This is a genomic window from Gordonia sp. PDNC005 (genome assembly GCF_016919385.1).
GTDB lineage: Bacteria > Actinomycetota > Actinomycetes > Mycobacteriales > Mycobacteriaceae > Gordonia.
In genome coordinates this window covers 2,073,766-2,094,365 of the sequence record NZ_CP070351.1, presented here as the reverse complement: position 1 = coordinate 2,094,365, position 20,600 = coordinate 2,073,766, and the positions used below count along the sequence as shown (strand labels likewise).

The following is a 20,600-nucleotide window of genomic DNA, read 5'->3' as shown; positions in this document are numbered from 1 at the left end:
CCGCATGAGCAGCCAGTCAGTGCTCGATTCGATCATCGACGGTGTCAAGGCCGACGTCGCGGCGCGCGAAGCCGTGCTCGACCTGGCCGCAGTGAAGGCACTCGCCGCGAAGGCTCCCGAGCCCCGGGACGCCGCCGCCGCGCTCCGCATGCCCGACATCGGAGTGATCGCCGAGGTGAAGCGAGCGAGCCCGTCCAAGGGGCAGCTGTCGAACATCACCGATCCCGCGAGCCTCGCCAAACAGTACGAGGACGGTGGGGCGCGGGTCATCAGCGTCCTCACCGAGGAGCGCCGGTTCAACGGTTCGCTCGCCGACCTCGACGCCGTTCGTGCCGTCGTGGACATCCCGGTGCTGCGCAAGGACTTCATCGTCGGGCCGTACCAGATCCATGAGGCACGGGCTCACGGTGCCGACGTCATCCTGCTGATCGTCGCCGCTCTGGAGCAGAAGGTGCTCGCGTCGCTGCTCGACCGCACGGAGTCGTTGGGCATGACCGCTCTTGTCGAGGTGCACACTGAGGAAGAGGCGAACCGCGCGCTCGAAGCGGGTGCAAGTGTCGTCGGCGTCAACGCCCGCGATCTGAAGACCCTCACGGTGGACCGCGACGTGTTCTCACGGATCGCGCCCGGTCTGCCGTCGGACGTCGTCCGGATCGCCGAGTCGGGTGTTCGCGGAACCGCCGATCTGCTGGCGTACGCGGGCGCGGGCGCCGACGCGGTGCTCGTCGGCGAGGGACTCGTGACGTCGGGCGACCCTCGTGCGGCCGTCGCCGACCTGGTCGCAGCGGGTGCGCATCCGTCGTGCCCGAAGCCCTCGCGCTGAGAAGTTCCGATGTGACAACAGCGTCGGCGCGGGCGGCAGCGTGCGACGCGACTGTATATTCGTTTGCCGTCACCCGAGCCCGATGAGGATGATGGATCACGTGACCGATCAGACCGACTTTCCCAAGGCCAGCGACGGCGTCGCCGACATCGCGCAGATCGGACCTGACGAGCACGGCCACTGGGGCGAGTTCGGCGGTCGTCATGTGCCCGAGGCGTTGATGGCGGTGATCGACGAGGTCACCGTCACCTACGAGAAGCTCCGCACCGACACCGAGTTCCTCGAGGAACTCGATCGCCTGCAGCGTGACTATTCGGGCCGTCCCTCTCCGCTGTACGAGGCGACGCGCCTGTCGGAGGCGGCAGGCGGTGCACGACTGTTCCTCAAGCGTGAGGACCTGAACCACACCGGTTCGCACAAGATCAACAATGTCCTCGGCCAGGCACTGCTCGCCAAGCGCATGGGCAAGACCCGCGTGATCGCCGAGACCGGGGCGGGACAGCACGGCGTGGCGACGGCTACAGCGTGTGCACTGCTCGATCTCGAATGCCTCATCTACATGGGCCGGGTCGACACCGAGCGCCAGGCGCTCAACGTCGCCCGCATGCAATTGCTCGGCGCCACAGTCGTCGCTGTCGAATCCGGTTCTGCGACGCTCAAGGACGCGATCAACGAAGCGTTGCGCGACTGGGTGACCAACGCCGACAACACCTACTACTGTTTCGGCACCGCGGCCGGACCGCACCCGTTCCCGATGTTGGTTCGCGACTTCCAGCGGATCATCGGCATGGAGGCGCGGTACCAGATTCTCGAGAAGATCGGTCGGCTGCCGGACGCCGTCACTGCGTGTGTCGGCGGCGGATCGAATGCGATCGGCATCTTCCATCCCTTCATCGACGACGAAAGTGTTCGTCTCGTCGGATTCGAGGCGGCAGGCGACGGCGTCGAGACCGGTCGTCACGCGGCCACGTTCACCGGCGGAACCCCCGGAGCGTTCCAGGGGGCTTACTCCTATCTCCTCCAGGACGAGGACGGGCAGACGATCGAATCGCACTCGATCTCGGCTGGTCTTGACTACCCGGGTGTCGGTCCGGAGCACGCTCACCTGCTCGAGATCGGTCGGGCTGAGTACCGACCCGTCACCGACACCGAGGCCATGGACGCACTCGCGCTGCTGTCACGACGGGAAGGCATCATCCCGGCGATCGAATCTGCACATGCCGTTGCCGGCGCACTCGAGCTCGGCCAGGAACTGGGGGAGGGCGCGGTCATCGTCGTCAACCTGTCCGGCCGCGGTGACAAGGACGTCGACACCGCCGCCGAGTGGTTCGGTCTGTTCGGCAAGCCGCCGTCAGAGACCGAGTACGCCGCTCAGTTGGCCGCATCCACCACAGGGGAAGACAAGTGACCGTCACCGCACCCGCATCCCGCCTCGGCGACACGTTCGCCGCCTGCCGTGACGAGAATCGCGCGGCGCTGATCGGCTACCTGCCGGTCGGCTACCCCGACCCCGCCGGCTCGCTGGAGACACTGCGCACGATGGTGTCCGCGGGCTGCGACATCGTCGAACTCGGCATCCCGTACTCCGACCCGGTGATGGACGGCCCGACGGTGGCGAAGGCCGCCATCTCGGCGCTCGCACAGGGCACGCGAGTCCGGGACGTGTTCGCCGCCGCCGAGGTCGTGGCTGCGGCCGGCGCGAAGCCAGTCGTGATGAGTTACTGGAATCTGATCCTCAAGTACGGCGTCGACGCGTTCGCTCGCGACCTCGCCTCCGCCGGCGGGCTCGGGATCATCACCCCGAATCTCATCCCGGAGGAGGGCGCGCAGTGGCACACGGCGTCCGACGCCCACGGATTGGACCGCATCTACCTCGTCGCGCCGTCGTCCACGCCTGAGCGGCTGGCGATGACTGTCAATGAGTGCCGTGGGTTTGTGTACGCCGCGTCGACGATGGGTGTCACCGGTGCTCGGTCGACCGTGTCGAGTGCTGCGCCGGAATTGTGCAGCCGTGTCCGAGAGGTCTCGGACATCCCGATCGGCGTCGGCCTCGGTGTCCGCAGCGGTGACCAGGCGGCTGAGATCGGTGCATACGCCGACGGTGTGATCGTCGGCTCGGCGATCGTGAGTGCCGCAGCGGACAGCCAGAAGGCCGTGGCGTCGCTGGTCGACGAGTTGGCACAGGGAGTGCGCCGGGCTCGCGCCTGACGGGCGTGCACTAGGGTGGCACCTGTGACTGCAGGAGACGTCGTCCTCGCCTATATCCCGAGCCCGCCGCAGGGCGTGTGGCATTTGGGCCCGCTGCCGCTTCGTGCGTACGCGTTGTTCATCATCGTCGGCATCATCGTCGCGGTCTGGTGGGGTGACCGTCGCTGGCAAGCGCGCGGTGGCCAGCCGGGCGACGTGCTGGACGTTGCACTCATCTCGGTGCCGTTCGGCCTGGTCGGCGGCCGTTTGTATCACGTCGTCACAGACTGGTGGCGATACTTCGGCGACGACGGCAAAGGCCTGGCAGCCGTTTTCCAGGTCTGGGACGGCGGACTCGGCATCTGGGGCGCGGTTGCGCTCGGTGGCGTCGGCGCGTGGGTCGGCTGCCGCTGGAAGGGCATCAAACTGCCGCCGTTCGGCGACGCCCTCGCACCTGCGATTCTCGCCGCTCAGGCGATCGGCCGAATCGGCAACTACTTCAACCAGGAGCTGTACGGCGATTCGACGACGGTGCCATGGGGTCTTGAGCTGTACCAACGCGTCAACCCAGACACCGGTGCCGCCGGAGTCTCGGTGATCGACGGCGTCTCGAACGGTCACGTCGTCGGCGTTGTGCATCCGACGTTCCTGTACGAGCTCGTCTGGAACCTGTTGATCGTCGCCGCACTCGTGTTCGTCGACCGCCGTTTCCGGATCGGTCATGGCAGGCTCTTCGCGCTGTACGTCGCCGGCTACTGCGTCGGCCGCTTCTGGATCGAACTGATGCGAACCGACGAGGCGACCCACATCCTCGGACTTCGGGTCAACGTCTTGGTCGCCGCGCTCGTGTTCCTCGGCGCAGCCCTGTACGTCGTCATCGCGCCGAAGGGCCGCGAAGAGGGCCTGTCGATGTTCCGCCCGGAGCGCGCCGAGCTTCTGGCCTCCGAAGGCGAGGTCGGCTACATTCCACCGACTCTCGATGACGAGTACGACGATTCCGATTTCGAGTACGACGACGCCGATGAGGAGGACTACGTCGACGACGAGTACGCCGTCGAAGATTCTGCCGACGGTGTCGATCTCGACAAGCGCGTGGACACGATCGACGGCACAGACACCGATACCTCTGTCGAGGAGTCGGTCGACGCCGTGGTCGAGGAACCCGCTGAGGACGCGGCTGACGCGGTTGTTGAGGACGAGCCTGTCGAGGAGTCGGTCGACGCCGTGGTGGAGAAACCTGTTGAGGACGAGGTCGACGAGAGTTCCGTCGAGAGCACGGCTGACGCGGTTGTTGAGGACGAGCCTGTCGAGGCCTTCGTCGAGGAGTCGGTCGACGCCGTGGTCGAGGAACCTGCTGAGGACGCGGCTGACGCGGTTGTTGAGGACGAGCCTGCCGAGACCGTCGTCGAGGAGTCGGTCAGCGATGTTGTCGAAGACGCGCCCGCCGAGGCAGAAGAGACTCCGTCCGCCAGTTCTGTCACGCATGTGGTCACAACTGGCGGACAGGACGGCGACGCGGAAGCGGAACCGACGATCGTCGACGTAGAAGACGAAGTCGAAGAGCTCGATGTGCCGACGGTCGAAGAGGTTCGGTCGGGGACACCTACGATCGTCGCGCATGAGGTGGGAGAGTCGTTCACCGTGTCGTCGTCGGACTCCGGTCTGGACGCGATCACCGTCGTCGAAGAGAACCCGGGATGGTCCGCCGGCGCTATCGAGATCCGCCCCGCCGCACCGAAAGACGAGCCGAACGACGGAGTCTGAACAGGCCCAAAGCGAATAGCCGGTGAACGTCTCGCCGATACTCGCAAGTAGGTTGGGAGTCGAGGTGCTCGACCGATAGCCTTGAGCGGTGACTCGTCGAACTAAGATCGTTTGTACCCTGGGCCCTGCTACCAACACTGAAGAGAGCATCACCACTCTTGTCGAGTGCGGCATGAACGTCGCGCGACTCAACTTCAGCCACGGAGCCCACAGCGACCACGAAAGCGTGTACAAGGCGGTACGCGCGGCGAGCGTCAACACGGGCAAGACCGTCGGCATTCTGGCCGACCTGCAGGGCCCGAAGATCCGCCTCGGCAAGTTCGAGGACAACGGTCGCCCGAACGGCGCCGTCGACTGGAACAACGGTGAGCAGGTCCGCATCACCGTCGACGACGTCATCGGGGATCACGATCGAGTGTCGACGACGTACAAGAACCTCGCGATCGACGCTCGCCCCGGCGACCGGCTCCTCATCGACGACGGCAAAGTCGGGCTCACTGTCGACACCGTCGACGGCAACGACGTGGTCTGCACCGTCACCGAGGGCGGGACGGTCAGCAACAACAAGGGCCTGTCGATGCCGGGTATGAACATCTCGGTTCCGGCGATGTCGGAGAAGGACGTCGCCGACCTCGAGTTCTCCCTCCAACTCGGCGTCGACATGGTCGCTCTGTCGTTCGTGCGCAGCCCGGCGGATGTGGAGCTCGTGCACGAGGTGATGGATCGTGTGGGCCGCCGCGTCCCGGTGATCGCGAAGCTGGAGAAGCCCGAGGCGATCGACAACCTCGAAGCCGTCGTCCTCGCCTTCGACGCCATCATGGTGGCCCGTGGCGACCTCGGTGTCGAGATGCCCCTCGAACAGGTTCCGCTGGTCCAGAAGCGCGCCATCCAGATGGCCCGAGAGAACGCGAAGCCGGTCATCGTCGCGACGCAGATGCTCGACTCGATGATCGAGAACTCGCGCCCGACGCGAGCGGAGGCATCCGACGTCGCGAACGCAGTGCTCGACGGCGCCGACGCTGTGATGCTGTCCGGCGAGACGTCTGTCGGCAAGTACCCGCACGACACCGTGCGGACCATGGCGCGCATCGTCTCGGCCGCCGAAGGCGGCAGCCGCGACGTCCCGCCGCTCAAGCACGTGCCCCGGACTCGCCGCGGAGTGGTCACGTACGCCGCACGCGACATCGCCGAACGACTCAACGTCGACGCGATCGTCACGTTCACCGAGTCGGGAGACACTGCGCGCCGTGTGGCACGACTTCATCCGCGTGTTCCGCTGTTCGCATTCACCGCGACCGAGTCGACGCGCAACTACCTGTCGGTGAGCTGGGGTGTGGACCCGAACCTTGTCATCCGCCTTTCCCATACGGACGAGATGATCAACCAGGTCGACGACGTGCTCGTCAAGAGCGGGCATCTCAAGCATGGCGACGTTGTTGTGATCGTGGCTGGTGCGCCGGCATCGGTGATCGGCTCGACGAACTTCGTCCACGTCCACCGCATCGGCGAGCAGGACCACTGACGCCGGTCCGTTCACGCTGACACACGCGCGCACCGTCGGGAACCCGACGGTGCGCGTCGTTTATGGTGGGTGGCATGACCGACGCCACGGCAGCAGTCCAGTCCGACGACCTGCGGACCCTCCTCGAACTGCTCGACGTGGAGCGCGTCGACGATGATCTGTACATCGGGCAGCACCCGGATCAGGTGATGGCTCGTACGTTCGGCGGCCAGCTGCTCGGACAGGGTCTCGTTGCCGCGGGACGATCGTTGACTCGCGGCGCCCCTCCGGTCCACGCGTTGCACGCCCATTTCATTCGGGGCGGTGACGTCACGAAGCCCCTCGAGTACCACATCAGCAGGTTCCGCGACGGAAAAGCCTTCGCGAACCGGCAGGTCACGGCGATGCAAGATGGCGAGGTCGTCTTCACGATGCTCGTCGCGTTCCAGGACAACAAGGCCGGACTCGAACACGCGGTCGAAATTCCGCAGGTTCCGTACCCGGAGGACCTGCCGCCCATCAGTGAGCACTTCGAGGGCTACGAGGACACTGTCGAAGCGTTCGTGAAAGCCCTCCATCCGATCGACGTCCGGTTCGCCAACGCACCCACATGGAAGATGAAAGGTACCGGCGAACAGCTCAATCACAATCGTGCATGGATGAAGACCGACGGTCCGATGTCCGACGACCCGCTGCTGCACATGGGTGCACTCGCGTACTCGTCGGATACGACGGTCCTGGATTCGATCATCACGACACACGGGTTGTCGTGGGGGGATAGATCGCCTGTTCGCGGCCACGGTCAACCACTCGATCTGGTTCCACCGTGAGTTCCGATTCGACGACTGGCTGCTGTATGCGACAGAGTCGCCGGTGGCGGCTGGATCCCGCGGTATCGGTTCGGGTCGATATTTCATGCGGGACGGCACCCTCGCGGCGTCTGTCGTGCAGGAAGCGTTGATCAAACACTTCCCGCCACGCTCATGACCGCCCCGACGCAGCAGGTCGATGTCCGCTTCCATCTTCCACCGGGCCCGCCGTTGCCGCCGAAATCGTGGCAGCAGCGGTACCGGTGGCCTATCAGGATCGGGAGTGTGGTCGTCGCGCTGGCCGTGACCGTGTTGGGCGTTCTCGCCCTCGTGGTCGGCGTCGACTCTCGTTCCACGATCACCGCCACCGGGGCGGTGACCATCGACTGCGGCACGCGTGCAGCAGTCGGTTCGGCGCAGGTGTCGTTCGGGGACGCCGTCGCGTTGTACGACGCCGACGATGTCCATGGCGGGCCGTTGGCGACGACTCGCCTGGACAAGCTGCGTGTGATGGGTGGCGACACCTGTTTCGCCGAGTTCGAACTTCGCGATGTGAAGACCGTCGACGTGTACGTCGTGCGGATGGGGAAGACCTTCCGCAGTCTGGTGACGGCGGAAGGCCTTCGAGCCGGCTACCTCTTCGTGTAGATCCCGGCGCGCGCCGCGGCGACGACTGCCGGGTCGGTCGTTTCGAGGCCGACCGAGGTGCCGCCGCCGGGGCCCGTTGCGCCCGGATCGGCGACGACTGCTTTCGCCGACAGATGGATGGCGTCCACGCCGATCGCGAGCAGCGCCGGTATCGACTCCGGCGTGACCCCTCCGCCTGCCATCACCTCCACCCCGGTGTCGGCGGAGATCAGGGCGGAGAGCGTGTCGAGACCATCACCCGCCTTCGGTGCGCCTCCGGACGTGAGAACCCGCAGGACGCCGATGTCGGCGAGCTGCCGCAGCGCCCGGACGGGATCGCTTACGATGTCGATCGCACGATGGAATGTCACGTCGGCGTCGCCTGCCGCGTCGAGCAGAATCGCGGTGGCCGCCGTATCGAGTGCACCGTCTGGTCGCAGCGCCCCGATGACAACACCGGTGGCGCCGAGGTCGACGGCTCGCCGCACATCGTCGGCCAAGACGGTGATCTCGTCCTCCGTGTAGACGAAGCCGCCTGGTCGGTTGCGGATCAGTGCGTGCACCTCGACGCCGGTCGCCACGGCCGCGGCGATCGTGGCTGGAGAGGGCGTGAGCCCGCCGGTGGCGCCGAGCGCCGCGCACAACTCCACTCGATCGGCGCCGCCCGCGAGCGCGACGGCTGCGCCCGCGGCGTCCTGCACCGCGATCTCCAACGCCGTCATCGAAGCGGCCGGGAGACGGGGACGTTCACCCAGCTCGGGTTCGCCGGATCGATCTCGATGTACTGCGGCCGCAGCTGCGACGACCACAGGCCGGGCCCGAGTGGAACGGCCTTCGGGAAGTTGAACGCGTAGATGTCGACCCGAAGGCGATCACCCGGCCGCAGCTTCGCCTGGGTCGCGGTCATCGGGATGTCGATCGTCAACACTTGACCTGGCCGGACCGGACGGTACTCGTCCAGCGACAGAGTCGGGATGGCGTCGATGACGTCGCCGTTGGGTGCAAACCCGGACCGCTGCTTGTCGAGGGTGCGGAGCGAGACCATCAACTGACCCATCGAGACGGTCGTCGAACGGCCGTCCGGCGAGACGACGTTCACCGTCGCGTGCCAGTATCCGTCGCGGGCGTTGAGTCGTTGCCGCAGGTGGACGACGGGTGTGCCGCTGATGGTCGTCGTCGCGGTGGCCGGGGCCGACGTAAACGTCTGCGCGGCGATCTCGGAGACTCGGGAGTCGCGTGCACAGAAGTCGAACAGAGCAGTGATGCCTGCCGCCGACTGCGCTCCGTCACGACTGCACACCGTCGACAATCCGGGTGCGACCCGGCGCGTGGCGCGGTTCGCGGGAGCCGCCGATGAAAGCGATCCGTCACCTGCCACCGGAGTCTTCGTGGTGCCGGAGGGTCGACCGGACAGATACTGGCGCTGTCGCTGATGGCCGGGCAGCGGGAAGCTCGGTCCTTGTACGAAGGCTCCGCTCGGTTCCTGCGACAGGGTCGCGGGGGAGTACCGGTCGATCCCGTTGTTGATGCCTTTGAGCCACTTGTCGTACCAGGCGCGGGCCAGCACGTCGGCTCGCGGCGGGTAACCGCGCTGGCCGAAGTTCGATCCGGACGTGATGTGGTAGCCGTCGTCCATGATCAGTTTGCGCTGACCGTCTGGAAGGGACGTCAATCCACTGAGCAGACGAGATTCGCTGAATGTGAAGAGGTCGTTCCACCCGCCGATCGCGAACGTCGGAGTGGTGATCTTCGAGGTGTCCGTGTGCAGGGATCTGCGGCGTGCAGAGCCGGCGGTGACGAGGTCTTTGGTGGTGCCGTGCAGGCCGTTCGGCGTCCTTGTGGTGAGGGCTTCGATCATCACGTCGAAGTAGGTGAGCGGATCCTTGACGCGGTCGCCGAGCCACTTCCAATCGAACGTTCCGTTCAGCATGGACGCGACGTTCGGGATCAGTTTGGTTCCGTTGACCAGACCGAGCCACGGTGCGAGGAAGCCCATGCCGACTCCGCCTCCGGGGGCGATGACGTCCTGGATCAGATCTGCGCCCGGGACGATCGGGAAGATCGCGCCGAGTTCGCCGGGGGCGTCGGACGCGGCCTGGAGCTGGTTGATCGCCGAGTACGACACGCCTGCCATGCCGACCTTGCCGTTGTCCCAGCTCTGTCGCTTCACCCAGTCGATCACCTCGACGGTGTCGCGGCGTTCACGATCGCCGAACACCTGCCAGGTGCCCTGGGAGAACCCGGTGCCGCGCACGTCGACGACGAGCATGTTGTAACCGCTCTTGATGAGCTTCGGGTCGTAGGAGAACGTGTTGATCAGTCCGCCGCGGAGAGCGCCGACCAGCTCGTTGTAGCCGGAGAGGAAGGTGCCCTGCAGGTTGATCGAGTTGAGGAGCTCGATGAGTTGCGGGACGAGCACGGGGTAGTTCATCGACTCGGAGGCCAGCGCAGACACCATTTTGGTGTACGGCGTCATGTTGACCACGGTGGGCAGCTTCTCGCTGACCGGGCGACCGTTGCGGTCGGTAGGCCGGATCAGGTTGCCGCGAAGAACGGTGCCGTCCGACATCCGAATCGGGACGTCCGGCGTCACCTTGTAGCCCTTGTATCTCGACGGCCCGTCATGGGTCCGAGTCCATTTCGCGCCGAGTGCGCCGTACAGTTCGGCGTTTGCGGCACCTGGTACTGCGGGCACGAGCCCGACTCCGGCGACCACGGTGACTGCGGTGACCATCAGAACTAACAACTGCCGGACCATCCGGCGCGACACGCTCACGTGCGATTACCTCCCCGACGAGTTGGGCCGAGCTGCGGCCGTGAGGAGTTCGCGACCGATCTGTGACCTGACTCTCAGGTAACAATAAGGGTAGGGGCCGTCATAGTCGAGGGTCGATTCTCTTGCCGCAGAACACTTCAGACCCGAGTGGAAATCGAACGGGGTGGGTCCGTACACTTGTGCATCGCAAGAAATTTCCACCTGCCCCGGTGGCGAAATTGGCAGACGCGCCGCACTCAAAATGCGGTCTCTAACGGGGTGCCGGTTCGAGTCCGGCCCGGGGCACGCACTTCCTCACGACGAACGGAAGGCTCACAATGTCCGACGCGACACCCGCGAGCGCGGTCCGCGTCGTTGTGGCGGAAGACGATTCGCTCATTCGTCTCGATCTTGTCGAGATGCTCCGCGAAGAGGGTTACGACGTCGTCGGCGAGGCCCCGAATGGCCAGGTCGCCGTCGACCTCACCGAGGTGCTCGATCCCGACCTGGTCATCATGGACGTCAAGATGCCCGTCCGCGACGGTATCGACGCGGCGAGTGAGATCGCCGCGAGGCGGATGGCGGCAGTGGTGATGCTGACTGCGTTCAGCCAACGCGAGTTCGTGGAGAAAGCCCGCGATGCCGGTGCGATGGCGTACCTGGTCAAGCCGTTCAACCAGGCCGATCTGGTGCCTGCGATCGAGGTCGCACTGAGCCGGTATCGCGAACTGAAGGCGCTCGAGAACGAAGTCGCCGACATGTCGGAACGTTTCGAGACGCGCAAGCTCATCGAGCAGGCGAAGGGTCTGCTCATGACGAAGCAGGAGATCACCGAGCCTGAGGCGTTCCGCTGGATCCAGCGCAATGCGATGGATCGTCGCGTGACGATGAAGGCGGTCGCCGAGATCGTCGTCGACACACTCGGCGACTGACGGCCACGGCCGAGGCTGTCGGGGGTCGCCACTAGACTCAGGCGTGTGAGCCCAGCGCAGACGAACGCCAGCAAGAACCGCCCCACTTTGATGCTGCTCGACGGGCATTCTCTCGCCTATCGTGCGTTCTTCGCGCTGCCTCCGGAGAACTTCAAGACCAACACCGGCCAGAGCACCAACGCCGTGTACGGCTTCACGTCGATGTTGATCAACTTGCTTCGTGACGAGGAACCGAGCCACATCGCCGCGGCATTCGATGTTTCCCGGCAGACGTTCCGGTCGGAGATGTTCCCCGAGTACAAAGCGCAGCGCAGCAAGTCGCCCGATGAGTTCCGCGGTCAGGTCGACCTGACCAAGGACGTCCTTGGGGCCATGGGAATCCCAGTCATGGCGATCGACGGGTTCGAGGCGGACGACATCATCGGAACGCTCGCAACACAAGCCGACCAGCAGGGCTATCGCGTCCTGGTGGTCACGGGAGACCGCGACTCGCTACAGCTGGTGAACGACAACATCACCGTGCTGTACCCCAAGCGCGGTGTCTCGGAGTTGACTCGCTTCACGCCGGAGGAGGTCGAGAAGAAGTACGGCCTGACGCCGGCCCAGTATCCGGACTACGCGGCCCTGCGTGGGGATCCGTCGGACAATCTGCCCGGTATCCCGGGAGTCGGCGAGAAGACCGCTGCCAAGTGGATCCGCGAGTACGGCTCGTTCGACGAACTCGTCAATCGGGCCGACGAGGTCAAGGGCAAGGTCGGCGACTCGCTCCGTGCCAACCTCGCCGGGGTCATCATGAATCGCAGGCTGACCGAACTCGTCCGAGACATGGAACTGCCCGCGGGACCGGACGAACTCGCCTTGCACGCCTGGGACCGCGACAAGATCCACGCGTTGTTCGACGACCTCGAGTTCAAGGTCCTGCGCGACCGCCTGTTCTCGACGCTGTCGTCGGTGGAGCCGGAGGCCGACGAGGGATTCGAAGTGAACGGAACCCGACTCGGCGCAGACGAGGTTGCAGCCTGGCTCGACGCTCATGCCAGGACCGGTCGCGCGGGTCTGGCGGTAGATGCCAAGCATGTTGTCGTCGGCAGTGACGTCGACGGGTTGGCCATCGCCGCGGCCGACGGCGACGCGGCCTTCATCGACCCCGTCGCACTGTCGGTTGACGACGAGGCCGCACTCGCCGACTGGTTGGCAGACGCCTCGGTCGCGAAGGCCGTGCACGAGGCGAAATGGGCCGTGCACGCGTTCCGCGGTCGCGGCTGGACTGTCGCCGGAGTCACATCCGACACCTCGCTCGCCGCGTATCTGGTGCGGCCGGGCCAGCGGACGTTCAACCTCGACGACCTCGCGTTGCGCTACCTGCGTCGTGAACTCCGCGCCGATGACGGGGTGGACGACGGAGGTCAGTTGTCGTTGCTCGACGACGACGCCGATTCGGCGCGGGCCGCCGAAACGCTGATGCTGTCCGCACGCGCGGTCGCCGAGCTCGCCGATGCGCTCGACACCGAACTCGAGCGCATCGATTCGACGTCGCTGCTGACCGAGATGGAACTGCCTCTCGCGTTTGTCCTCGCCGACCTGGAGGCGGTCGGCATCGGTGTCGACACTGAGCACTTCTCCGACCTGGAGCGTGAATTCGCACAGCGCGTCCGTGACGCGGCCGAGTCGGCGTATGAGGTGATCGGCGAACAGGTCAACCTGGGATCGCCGAAACAACTGCAGACGATCCTCTTCGACAAGCTCGACATGCCGAAGACGAAGAAGACCAAGACGGGCTACACAACTGACGCCGACGCGTTGGCCTCGTTGTATGAGAAGACGGAGCATCCGTTCCTGAAGTTCCTGCTCGAGCATCGCGACGCCACCCGGCTGAAGGTGACCGTCGATGGACTGCTGAAGGCGGTCGCCGACGACGGCCGTATTCACACGACGTTCAACCAGACGGTCGCCGCGACCGGCCGTCTGTCGTCGACCGACCCGAACCTGCAGAACATCCCGGTCCGCACGGATGCCGGACGGCAGATTCGCGGTGGCTTTGTCGTGGCACCGGAGTTCGACGCGCTGATGACTGCTGATTACTCGCAGATCGAGATGCGCATCATGGCGCATCTCTCGGAGGACGAAGGACTCATCGAAGCGTTCCGATCGGGGGAGGACCTCCACAACTTCGTCGGCTCGCGCGCGTTCGGCGTTCCGGTCGATCAGGTCGACGCGCAGATGCGGTCGCGGGTCAAGGCGATGTCGTACGGTCTGGCGTACGGGCTGAGCGCCTTCGGACTTGCCGCCCAGCTCGGTATCGGCCGAGAAGAGGCCAAGCAGCAGATGGAGCAGTACTTCGACCGCTTCGGCGGAGTGCGCGACTACCTGCACGACGTTGTCGTCGAAGCGCGTCGCAATGAGTACACGGCGACCCTGTTCGGCCGTCGCCGTTACCTGCCCGATCTGAACTCGGACAATTTCCAGCGCCGTCAGTCGGCCGAGCGCATGGCGTTGAACGCGCCGATCCAGGGCACCGCGGCCGATATCATCAAGGTCGCGATGATCAAGGTCCAGAACCGACTCGCGGCAGAGGGGCATCGGTCGCGGATGCTGTTGCAGGTTCATGACGAACTTGTGCTCGACGTCGCCGCCGATGAGCGCGACGCCGTCGAGAAGCTGGTTCGCGAGGAGATGGGCGGCGCGATCAAGCTGTCCGTGCCGCTTGAGGTGTCGGTCGGCTTCGGCCGTACGTGGGACGAAGCCGCTCACTGATGAGCAGCGGTCGCCAGGATTGGGTGCTGCCGGCGATCATCGCCGTGATCGTCGCCCTGCTCGGGGTGCTCGGGATCGTCGGCTGGCTCATTCTGAAGGACTCGTCCGGCACGGTAGCGGCGCCCGCGGCCGCATCGTCGTCGCTGAGTGCGGCGCCTCCGACTCCCGCGACCGTCACGGTCACCCCGCCCGTCACCGTCACTGAGACACATACGCCGCCGCCTGACGCCGAGCCGACCAGTACCGAATCCGGTGCCGGGGGATGGTACGCCCAGCTCGGCGCGTTCAACGATCGGTCGAATGCAGAGGCGGCGGCCGCAGAACACGGTGCCGTGATCAGGCCCGGATACGTCGTCGGGTCGTCGTCGACGTGGGTCGTTGTGGTCCCCGTCGCCAGCGAGTCCGAAGCCGAGTCCGTGTGCAGCGGATACGGCTCCGGCGCATGCTATGTGCGCCATTCGGCGGAGTGATCGTGCGGACGAGGGCAGATCTGCTGGTTCCTGGGTTTCTCGCCGCCGTTGTCGCCGTCGTTGGCGTGGTCGCAGCAGTCATGTTCGTGGTGGTCGAACCGTCTCCGCCTGAACTGTCGTGTGTGCACCGCGTGTACGAAGGTTCCTATACGCCGTTGAACGGAGTCACGATGACCAGGTCGTACGAGTCCGCACTGGAACTGGCCGATGCGGATCTTCCGGACTGTGAAGCTGAGGAGGACTGATGACCGAGACCCAGACCGTTCGGCTCGCGGTGCTCGAAGGCGACGGAATCGGTCCGGAAGTGGTGCCGGCGGCGGTCGAGGTGGCTCGACGTGCTCTCACGGCCCACGGTGTCGGGCTGGACACTGTTGCACTCCCGTTCGGGGCAGCCGCGATCGAACCGCATGGCGCCCCCGTTCCCGAGTCGACGTTGGACGCATTGTCCGGCATCGATCTGTGGCTCGTCGGACCGCACGACAGCGCGGCGTACCCGACTGCGTTCCGGCATCCGGCGCCGGGTGCGGTCTTGCGCAAACAGTTCGACCTGTACGCCAACCTGCGGCCCGCCCGCGCTGTGCCCGGTGTGCCTGCGACGGCGGCGGACATCGACCTACTGATCGTGCGCGAGAACAGTGAAGGCCTGTATGCCGACCGGAACATGGCTGTCGGAAGTGGCGAGTTCATGCCCACCCCCGACGTCGCGCTGTCCGTCGGAGTGATCACGCGTGCCGCGACCGAACGGATCGCAGTGGAGGCGTTCGAAGCGGCACGGCGTAGGCGTGGGCATGTGACCGTGGTGCACAAGGCGAACGTGCTTCGGCTGACGACGGGATTGTTCCGAGACGTGTGTCTTCACGTAGCCGAGCGGTATCCGGACGTCACCGTCGACACGGAGCACGTCGACGCCATGGCCGCCCTCCTCGTCCGGCGTCCTGCCGCCTTCGACGTGATCGTCACCGAGAATCTGTTCGGCGACATCCTTTCGGATCTGGCCGCTGAGCTGTCGGGGTCTCTAGGCCTCGCGGCATCCCTGAACACTTCGACGGAGCGTGCGATGGCCCAGGCCGTGCACGGTGCCGCTCCGGACATCGCCGGGCAGGGAATCGCCAACCCGATCGCCACGATCCTGTCGGTGGCCATGCTCCTGCGCTGGGAGGGCGAACGCCGGGACGCCGACGCGCTGCGGGCTGCCGCCGATTCGATCGACGTGGCCGTCGCGCACGTGGTAGCCGACGGATCGGCCACCGCAGATCTAGGTGGAACGGCGACGACAGCGGAGTTCAGCTCTGCAGTCCTGGCCGTGCTGTGAATCTTGTGAATTAGGGCTGACGAACCGTAACTCAACAAGATCGCGTGCGGTCATCCCGAGTCGACTGTTAGACGTCCAGACTCACGATTCGGTTCCGTCGCCGGACCCAATGGCGTGGCGGAGAACACGAATCGGCAATACTCGTGTTTCTGACTGAAGTAGTTTCATCAATCGATGCGACAGAACAAGAAGGTACTCATGCGTGTGCGTCTGGCAGCTGTGCTGGCCTGTGCGGCCTTGCTGATGGCCGGATGTGTCGTCGACGAGTCGGCCAACGACACGAAGCCGATCACCCTCGACATCGCGAAGCAGCGAGACATCGCGGCGCTCGTTCCGGACGACATCCGCGCAGGGGGAGTGCTGAAGGTCGGCACCAACGTGCCTTATCAGCCGAATGAGTTCAAGGACAGCGCAGGGCGGATCATCGGCTTCGATGTCGACCTGGTGACTGCTGTGAGTCAGGTCCTCGGACTTGAGCCGAAATTCTTCGAAGCAGACTTCGGCAAGATCATCCCCGCCATCCAGGCCGGAACGTTTCACATGGGTATGTCGTCATTCACCGACTCGCTGGAACGCGAGAAGGAGGTCGACTTCGTGACCTACTTCAGCGCTGGCGTCCAGTGGGCCACCAAGGAGGGACGTGAGATCGACCCGGACAACGCGTGCGGTCTGCGCGTCGGGGTCCAGGCGACGACCGTTGAAGACACGGACGAAGTGCCCGCCAAGAGCGCGGCGTGCGAAGCGCGTGGCGAAGATCCGATCATCAAGGTGAAGTTCGACAGCCAGGACCAAGCTGTGAACGCCACGCTCCTCGGCCAGGTGGACGCGTTCTCCGCGGATTCACCCGTCACCGCGTACGCGATCAAAAAGACCGACGGCCAACTGCACCAGGTCGGCCCCGCGTACGACGCCGCGCCATACGGACTTCCGATCAAGAAGGGCTCTCCGCTCGCCGCCGCGGTGCAGAAGGCGATGCAGCACCTCATCGACAAGGGCTACTACCGGACGATCAACGAGCATTGGGGCGTGCAGGCCGGAATGATCGAGCACGCAGAGATCAACGGGGCGAAGGAATAACTCATGACTACTGACGACAAGCAGACGGCCGAAAGTGGCAGGCCTGCCCCGATCAAAGCGATACCGGTGAAGCACCCAGGACAGTGGGTCGCGGGCACGATTGTGGTTGTCCTCGCCGGGCTGTTCATTTACGGAGCGGCGACCAATGACAACTATCACTGGGACACGTTCGGGAAGTACCTCTTCGAGGTCAGGATCCTATCGGGCGTCGGGTACACGCTGGCACTGACCATTCTCGCAATGGTCGGAGGTGTGGCTCTCGGCGTGCTGCTCGCGGTGATGCGCATGTCCCCGAACGGGGTCTTCCGTTGGGCCGCGTGGATCTACTTGTGGGTCTTCCGCGGAACACCGGTCTACGTCCAGCTGATCCTGTGGGGCCTGTTCGGTTCGCTGTACCCGACGATCAACATCGGCGTGCCGTTCGGCCCGACGTTCGTCGAATGGGATGCGCAGGAGTTCAGCCTCCAGCATGTGTTTGTACTCGCGACAATCGGACTGGCACTGAACGAAGCCGCGTACATGGCCGAGATCGTGCGGGCAGGCATCTCGTCGGTCGGCGAGGGCCAGATGGAGGCGTCGACCGCGCTCGGTATGACGTGGGGACAAACGATGCGACGGACGGTGCTGCCGCAGGCGATGCGAGTGATCATCCCGCCGACCGGCAACGAATTGATCAGCATGCTCAAGACCACCAGCCTCGTGTCGGCGGTGCCGTTCACTCTCGACGTGTTCGGCCGCCAGGGCGACATCGCGGGCGTCAACTTCCAGCCGATCCCGCTGCTACTCGTCGCGTCGGCCTGGTACCTCGCGGTGACCAGCGTTCTGATGGTCGGCCAGCACTTCCTCGAGAAGCGCTACGCTCGCGGCTCATCCCGCAATCTTTCGGACGCGCAGCTCGAGAACCTCGCGGCTGCCAACAATCCCAACCTCATCGGAGGATGAGTCTGTGACCACCACTGAGACCCCGATGGTCGTCGCCGACCAGGTCTGCAAGAACTTCGGCGCACTACATGTGCTGACCGGTGTCAGTCTGGAAGTGAACCGCGGCGAGGTCGCCTGTTTGATCGGGCCGTCCGGTTCTGGCAAGTCGACGTTCCTGCGGTGTGTCAACCACCTTGAGAAGGTCAACGCCGGACGACTCACCGTCGACGGTGAGCTCATCGGCTACCGCGAACGTGACGGCAAGCTGTATGAACTCAGCCCGAAGGAAGCCGGCCGCCAGCGCCGCGACATCGGCATGGTGTTCCAGCACTTCAACCTGTTCCCGCACCGCACCGTGCTGGAGAACATCATCGAGGCGCCGGTTCTGGTCAAGGGGCAGTCGAAGGCGCAGGCATCTGAGCGAGCACTCGACCTGCTCACTCAGGTCGGACTGCGAGCCAAAGCCGACGCGTACCCGGCGCAGCTCTCCGGCGGCCAGCAGCAGCGCGTCGCGATCGCCCGCGCGCTCGCGATGGAACCCAAGTTGATGCTGTTCGACGAGCCGACGTCGGCGCTCGACCCGGAACTCGTCGGCGATGTGCTCGAAGTGATGCGCGGTCTGGCGTCCGACGGAATGACGATGGTCGTCGTGACCCACGAGATGGGCTTCGCTCGCGAGGTCGCCGATCAGCTCGTGTTCATGGACGGGGGAGTGGTCGTCGAGAAGGGCGATCCCCGCGAGATCCTCTCGAACCCGAAACACGAACGCACGCAGTCGTTCCTGTCGAAGCTGCTCTGAGCGGGTCGTCGGCGTCTCGACTCCGCTCGACGGGCGGACGGCCGGGTCAGAGCAGCGCGCGGGCGTAGCGGTCGGTGATTGCGCGTTGGACCAGTGACGCGACCGGCGCGCCGAGTTTCGCGAGGAGCGTGCCCGGACGGGAGAAGCCGGTGAGGACGAAGCGGACCACGCCCTCGTCGTCCATCTCGACGATGAACGACTCCTCGCCGATCTCCGGGTGTCCGGGCAGCGTTCCATAGGCGAAACCGGCGCGGGTCGGTTCGTCGATCACCGCGACCACACGGACCGGACCGCTGATGTGCACCGGTCCCACCCCGATGCCGACTACGGCTTCGACACCGTCGGCGACGACGTCGGACGCGGACTGCACGCGCACCCCTGAACGCCGCTGGACCTGCCAGCCCAGAAGCGCCTCACGAGCGGAGGTGAAAGTGTCCGCGCCGCGTCCGATGATCGACTCGCGGTGGAGAGCGTGGAATCCCGGTGGCACCACACCCTGCAGGCTGGCGCCTACTTCGCGGTAGGTGAGTTCGGCGCTCATGGCTTGTGGCAGACGAAGATCGCGGTCCCCGGGAAGTACGAACCGCGCAGTGGAGACCACTGGCCCCACTCCTGATCGAGGTCGTCAGGCCACTCCGGTTCGACGACGTCGTCCAGTACGAGGCCGGCGCCGACGATCTCTCGGATGCGGTCGCCCATCGTTCGGTGGTGCTCGACATAGGTGACGACGCCGTCGTCGTCGGCCTCGGAGTAGGGCGTGCGGTCGAAGTACGACATCCGGACGACCAGTCCGTCCGGTCCCGGATCGTCGAGGAACATCCACCGCATCGGGTGGTTCGCGGCGAACACCCACCGCCCGCCCGAGCGAAGTACTCGAGCGACCTCGCGCATCGCCCGCGCAGAGTCGGCGACGAACGGGATGGCCCCGAACGACGAACATGCGAGGTCGAACGACTCGTCAGCGAAGGGGATGCGTTCGGCTCCGGCCTGAACCAGGGGCACCGGGCGTTCGTCGAGTTTCATCGCGTCAACGGCATGCGCGAGCATCCCCGCGGACACGTCGAGCCCGACGACGCGGGCGCCGCGCGCCGAGAGCCATCGTGCGCACGGTGCCGACCCGCATCCCACTTCGAGCACGTCGCGGTCCGCCACATCGCCCAGGAGTCGGACCTCCGACTCGCGGAGACGCTCCGGGCCCCAGACGAATTCGCCGCCAGGCGTCTGATTACCGATGAACTGACCGTGCTCAGCGTGGTACTCGGCGGCTTCGGCGTCCCACCACGAGCGGTTGGCGCGTTCGCTGGTCGGAGTGTCGACGTCGCCGAGCACACGCGGCGGGCGGGGAGTGTCAGCAGGCACGGCCGGTCACCACCGTCTCCGAACCGGTATTGCCGTCCCAGCGGCGAATGGTGTTGGCATGCGCCCGAATCGGGGAGCAGTCAAGCGTGAGGGCCGAGCCCACCCGATCGGCTGTGAGGCGTCGGGCAAGAGTGATGTGCGGCGTCCACGATCCGGGTGCCACGTGGTCGACAAGGCCGTCGACTCCGTCGCCGCACAGGCGGTGAACGGTCGCGTGAATCGACAGGAGTTCGCTCGACGGAACCACTGACGCGGCGAGGGTGAACAGACCGTGAGCTGCTGGAAGCGCCACCGGCGGTCCGATCAGGACCGGGATCGGAAGGCGCTGAGCAACCGTCGCGAGACGGGTGTCCGCGCCGCGGATGGCGGCGCCTGCGATCAAGGTGCAGTGCGGTCGGCCGATCGCCGGATTCACTCCGAAAGCGGCTAGTGAACGCCACCGGTCGCGGATCACGGCGTCCGCGGCGTCGTCGAGGAGGAGTTCAATTGATACGGCCACGATGACGATCC

19 protein-coding genes, 1 tRNA gene and 1 pseudogene are annotated in these 20,600 nt (G+C 65.5%); 16 read left to right on the top strand and 5 right to left on the bottom strand.

Annotation, left to right across the window (positions count from 1 at the left end):
* Positions 1-4 precede the first annotated feature (4 nt).
* From trpC to JVX90_RS09920, 7 genes and pseudogenes are all read left to right on the top strand, one after another.
* Positions 5-823 (top strand): indole-3-glycerol phosphate synthase TrpC, encoded by an 819-nt coding sequence (gene trpC, locus JVX90_RS09950; RefSeq protein WP_205332161.1) that lies wholly within the window; start codon positions 5-7, stop codon positions 821-823.
* A 91-nt stretch (positions 824-914) separates the two neighbouring features.
* Positions 915-2,231: a tryptophan synthase subunit beta gene (trpB, locus tag JVX90_RS09945; RefSeq protein ID WP_205332371.1), complete on the top strand. Its 1,317-nt coding sequence runs from the start codon at positions 915-917 to the stop codon at positions 2,229-2,231.
* Complete coding sequence (trpA, locus tag JVX90_RS09940) at positions 2,228-3,031, top strand: tryptophan synthase subunit alpha (protein ID WP_205332160.1); 804 nt, start codon at positions 2,228-2,230, stop codon at positions 3,029-3,031. Before trpB ends, trpA begins: the two co-directional genes overlap by 4 nt.
* Before the next feature lie 24 nt (positions 3,032-3,055).
* Positions 3,056-4,774 carry a prolipoprotein diacylglyceryl transferase gene (gene lgt, locus JVX90_RS09935; protein WP_336819325.1) on the top strand — a complete coding sequence of 573 codons (1,719 nt, stop codon included), beginning with the start codon at positions 3,056-3,058 and terminating at the stop codon, positions 4,772-4,774.
* A gap of 88 nt (positions 4,775-4,862) precedes the next feature.
* Positions 4,863-6,296 (top strand): pyruvate kinase, encoded by a 1,434-nt coding sequence (pyk, locus tag JVX90_RS09930; RefSeq protein ID WP_205332158.1) that lies wholly within the window; start codon positions 4,863-4,865, stop codon positions 6,294-6,296.
* Between the two features lie 62 nt (positions 6,297-6,358).
* Positions 6,359-7,262, top strand: a pseudogene (locus JVX90_RS09925) (acyl-CoA thioesterase II).
* Positions 7,259-7,732, top strand: a complete 474-nt coding sequence (locus JVX90_RS09920; RefSeq protein ID WP_205332157.1) for a hypothetical protein — start codon at positions 7,259-7,261, stop codon at positions 7,730-7,732. The pseudogene JVX90_RS09925 and the gene JVX90_RS09920 overlap by 4 nt, the downstream one beginning before the upstream one ends.
* On the opposite strand, the gene JVX90_RS09915 is transcribed toward JVX90_RS09920, so the two are convergent.
* Positions 7,717-8,433: a copper homeostasis protein CutC gene (locus JVX90_RS09915; protein WP_205332156.1), complete on the bottom strand. Its 717-nt coding sequence runs from the start codon at positions 8,431-8,433 to the stop codon at positions 7,717-7,719. The two genes, JVX90_RS09920 and JVX90_RS09915, sit on opposite strands and share 16 nt — an antisense overlap.
* Complete coding sequence (locus tag JVX90_RS09910; RefSeq protein WP_240194130.1) at positions 8,430-10,487, bottom strand: CocE/NonD family hydrolase; 2,058 nt, start codon at positions 10,485-10,487, stop codon at positions 8,430-8,432. Before JVX90_RS09910 ends, JVX90_RS09915 begins: the two co-directional genes overlap by 4 nt.
* Positions 10,488-10,690: 203 nt before the next feature.
* On the opposite strand from JVX90_RS09910, the gene JVX90_RS09905 reads away from it, so the two are divergent.
* The 9 genes from JVX90_RS09905 to JVX90_RS09865 all read left to right on the top strand — a co-directional run bounded on the left by JVX90_RS09905 (position 10,691) and on the right by JVX90_RS09865 (position 18,731).
* Positions 10,691-10,772 (top strand) — tRNA-Leu (locus JVX90_RS09905).
* A 32-nt stretch (positions 10,773-10,804) separates the two neighbouring features.
* Entirely contained in the window at positions 10,805-11,398 is a 594-nt protein-coding gene (locus tag JVX90_RS09900) for a response regulator (RefSeq protein ID WP_205332155.1), read from the top strand.
* Positions 11,399-11,488: 90 nt separating this feature from the next.
* The gene (gene polA, locus JVX90_RS09895; RefSeq protein WP_205332369.1) at positions 11,489-14,152 is read left to right on the top strand and encodes a DNA polymerase I; all 2,664 of its coding nucleotides are present in this window, start codon (positions 11,489-11,491) and stop codon (positions 14,150-14,152) included.
* Entirely contained in the window at positions 14,152-14,622 is a 471-nt protein-coding gene (locus JVX90_RS09890) for an SPOR domain-containing protein (RefSeq protein WP_205332154.1), read from the top strand. Before polA ends, JVX90_RS09890 begins: the two co-directional genes overlap by 1 nt.
* 2 nt (positions 14,623-14,624) lie before the next feature.
* On the top strand, positions 14,625-14,867 hold the full coding sequence (locus tag JVX90_RS09885; protein ID WP_205332153.1) for a hypothetical protein: 243 nt from the start codon (positions 14,625-14,627) through the stop codon (positions 14,865-14,867).
* The gene (locus JVX90_RS09880; protein ID WP_205332152.1) at positions 14,867-15,934 is read left to right on the top strand and encodes an isocitrate/isopropylmalate dehydrogenase family protein; all 1,068 of its coding nucleotides are present in this window, start codon (positions 14,867-14,869) and stop codon (positions 15,932-15,934) included. Before JVX90_RS09885 ends, JVX90_RS09880 begins: the two co-directional genes overlap by 1 nt.
* 198 nt (positions 15,935-16,132) lie before the next feature.
* The gene (locus JVX90_RS09875) at positions 16,133-17,011 is read left to right on the top strand and encodes an ABC transporter substrate-binding protein (RefSeq protein ID WP_240194129.1); all 879 of its coding nucleotides are present in this window, start codon (positions 16,133-16,135) and stop codon (positions 17,009-17,011) included.
* 3 nt (positions 17,012-17,014) lie between these two features.
* Positions 17,015-17,953 (top strand): amino acid ABC transporter permease, encoded by a 939-nt coding sequence (locus JVX90_RS09870; protein ID WP_008380044.1) that lies wholly within the window; start codon positions 17,015-17,017, stop codon positions 17,951-17,953.
* A gap of 25 nt (positions 17,954-17,978) precedes the next feature.
* The gene (locus JVX90_RS09865) at positions 17,979-18,731 is read left to right on the top strand and encodes an amino acid ABC transporter ATP-binding protein (protein ID WP_205332368.1); all 753 of its coding nucleotides are present in this window, start codon (positions 17,979-17,981) and stop codon (positions 18,729-18,731) included.
* A gap of 46 nt (positions 18,732-18,777) precedes the next feature.
* Here the strand turns inward: JVX90_RS09865 and JVX90_RS09860 are convergent, their stop codons facing one another.
* Genes JVX90_RS09860 through JVX90_RS09850 form a run of 3 tightly spaced genes read right to left on the bottom strand, consistent with a single transcriptional unit; the run spans position 18,778 to position 20,589 of the window.
* Positions 18,778-19,272, bottom strand: a complete 495-nt coding sequence (locus JVX90_RS09860) for a DUF1990 domain-containing protein (RefSeq protein WP_205332150.1) — start codon at positions 19,270-19,272, stop codon at positions 18,778-18,780.
* The gene (locus tag JVX90_RS09855) at positions 19,269-20,090 is read right to left on the bottom strand and encodes a class I SAM-dependent methyltransferase (RefSeq protein ID WP_205332149.1); all 822 of its coding nucleotides are present in this window, start codon (positions 20,088-20,090) and stop codon (positions 19,269-19,271) included. The genes JVX90_RS09860 and JVX90_RS09855 overlap by 4 nt, the downstream gene beginning before the upstream one ends.
* Positions 20,080-20,589: a 2'-5' RNA ligase family protein gene (locus tag JVX90_RS09850; protein WP_205332148.1), complete on the bottom strand. Its 510-nt coding sequence runs from the start codon at positions 20,587-20,589 to the stop codon at positions 20,080-20,082. The genes JVX90_RS09855 and JVX90_RS09850 overlap by 11 nt, the downstream gene beginning before the upstream one ends.
* Positions 20,590-20,600 lie beyond the last annotated feature (11 nt).

What these genes read in the sequence shown, in the direction of transcription:
- trpB (WP_205332371.1), top strand. Translation starts at nt 915, where the DNA reads ATGGATCACGTGACCGATCAGACCGACTTTCCCAAGGCCAGCGACGGC.
- JVX90_RS09875 (WP_240194129.1), top strand. Translation starts at nt 16,133, where the DNA reads ATGCGTGTGCGTCTGGCAGCTGTGCTGGCCTGTGCGGCCTTGCTGATG.
- JVX90_RS09915 (WP_205332156.1), bottom strand. Translation starts at nt 8,433, where the DNA reads ATGACGGCGTTGGAGATCGCGGTGCAGGACGCCGCGGGCGCAGCCGTC.
- JVX90_RS09860 (WP_205332150.1), bottom strand. Translation starts at nt 19,272, where the DNA reads ATGAGCGCCGAACTCACCTACCGCGAAGTAGGCGCCAGCCTGCAGGGT.
- JVX90_RS09865 (WP_205332368.1), top strand. Translation starts at nt 17,979, where the DNA reads ATGGTCGTCGCCGACCAGGTCTGCAAGAACTTCGGCGCACTACATGTG.
- polA (WP_205332369.1), top strand. Translation starts at nt 11,489, where the DNA reads ATGCTGCTCGACGGGCATTCTCTCGCCTATCGTGCGTTCTTCGCGCTG.
- JVX90_RS09890 (WP_205332154.1), top strand. Translation starts at nt 14,152, where the DNA reads ATGAGCAGCGGTCGCCAGGATTGGGTGCTGCCGGCGATCATCGCCGTG.
- trpC (WP_205332161.1), top strand. Translation starts at nt 5, where the DNA reads ATGAGCAGCCAGTCAGTGCTCGATTCGATCATCGACGGTGTCAAGGCC.
- JVX90_RS09880 (WP_205332152.1), top strand. Translation starts at nt 14,867, where the DNA reads ATGACCGAGACCCAGACCGTTCGGCTCGCGGTGCTCGAAGGCGACGGA.
- JVX90_RS09900 (WP_205332155.1), top strand. Translation starts at nt 10,805, where the DNA reads ATGTCCGACGCGACACCCGCGAGCGCGGTCCGCGTCGTTGTGGCGGAA.
- JVX90_RS09920 (WP_205332157.1), top strand. Translation starts at nt 7,259, where the DNA reads ATGACCGCCCCGACGCAGCAGGTCGATGTCCGCTTCCATCTTCCACCG.
- JVX90_RS09870 (WP_008380044.1), top strand. Translation starts at nt 17,015, where the DNA reads ATGACTACTGACGACAAGCAGACGGCCGAAAGTGGCAGGCCTGCCCCG.